Here is a 1171-nt window from a genome sequence, read left to right on the forward strand (position 1 = left end):
GTGGAAGTTTGAGTCGTTTAATAAAGGCATTATCTCACTGGTAATCCTTATTAAGGGGGGGAATGGATGTTGGTTGAGGTGGATGGTTTAGTCGTTTAGTCTCGGATTGATCCCCCCTAGCCCCCCTTAAGAAGGGGGGGACTGGATGTTGGTTGAAATTGTTGGTGAAGGGGCTATATTTAGGGAATAGTTTCAGAATTAGTTTATGTCAAATGATGTCTACTTGACCACTAGGTCGATCGCCCCTTTGGAATAAATCACAAAGGGCGATCGCCCTTTTGGAATAAGTCAAAAAGTGCGATCTCCCTTTTTCCACAAAGTGCGATCGCTACCAATTAATTACCGTTAAACTTGTTACCTTTGCAAACTCTCGATCGGCCGTCACCAAACTTGCTGAATTTTGGATTGCCATTGCTGCAATAACCGCATCCGGCAGTTTCAAGCGATGTTGCTGGCGAATTTCAATGATTTTGTCAATCAAAACAGCATCCATCGCCCCTAAACCAAGAACCTCCACTCGTTGCAGAAACTGCTCAAAAATCTGACGATCATCTTGAGTCAGCCCCGGAAACACCAGAAACTCAATTTGGCTAATTATTGAAACTCCCAGCCAATCGGCATCTTTAAGTAATTCAACGAGTTGAAGATTCCCTTGAAGCAAAGCTACGATCGCATTCGTATCCAACACATAGCGATTACCACTCATCGCGTAGATTCCTCTGCATTGTTACTGCATCTCCCCGCCAAGTTAATCGCCCTACCAAATCCGAAAAATCATAGCAGGCTTTATGCTTGCCTTCTGACGAAACCGGATTCAAAACAACTAAAATTTCCCGTTCTTTTAGCAATCGTAATCCAGCCAACACCACTTCAGAAGCTGATGAGTACCTACCGTTTTTGACTGTTGATTGAACAAACTGCTCTAGTTCAGGAGTTAAGGATATATTCATGATGTTGAGTCACCTATTTGAGTCAACTACTACCCTCCATAATAACAAAAATTATCCAATTTTGTTATTTAACATTTTTGTGTACGGGAAGATGGCGCGATTACCCCGATCTTGCTGCTAAAATATAAGTAAGCACAACGACTGAATTATGTTGCCTAATATTTTATCCGATCGAGGCGATCGCATCCAGCCGCCCATTCAAGTCCCCTCCCTTCATGTCC

The 1171-nt window shown here is 42.9% G+C and carries 2 protein-coding genes; both read right to left on the reverse strand.

Annotation, left to right across the window (positions count from 1 at the left end):
* Nucleotides 1–328: 328 nt before the first annotated feature.
* A complete protein-coding gene (locus tag IQ270_RS30430; RefSeq protein ID WP_193976804.1) occupies nucleotides 329–706 on the reverse strand; it encodes a type II toxin-antitoxin system VapC family toxin in 378 nt (125 codons plus the stop codon).
* Complete coding sequence (locus tag IQ270_RS30435) at nucleotides 696–950, reverse strand: type II toxin-antitoxin system ParD family antitoxin (protein WP_193976805.1); 255 nt, start codon at nucleotides 948–950, stop codon at nucleotides 696–698. Before IQ270_RS30435 ends, IQ270_RS30430 begins: the two co-directional genes overlap by 11 nt.
* Nucleotides 951–1171: the final 221 nt, after the last annotated feature.

The organism is Microcoleus sp. LEGE 07076, from assembly GCF_015207455.1.
Taxonomy (GTDB): domain Bacteria; phylum Cyanobacteriota; class Cyanobacteriia; order Cyanobacteriales; family Microcoleaceae; genus Microcoleus.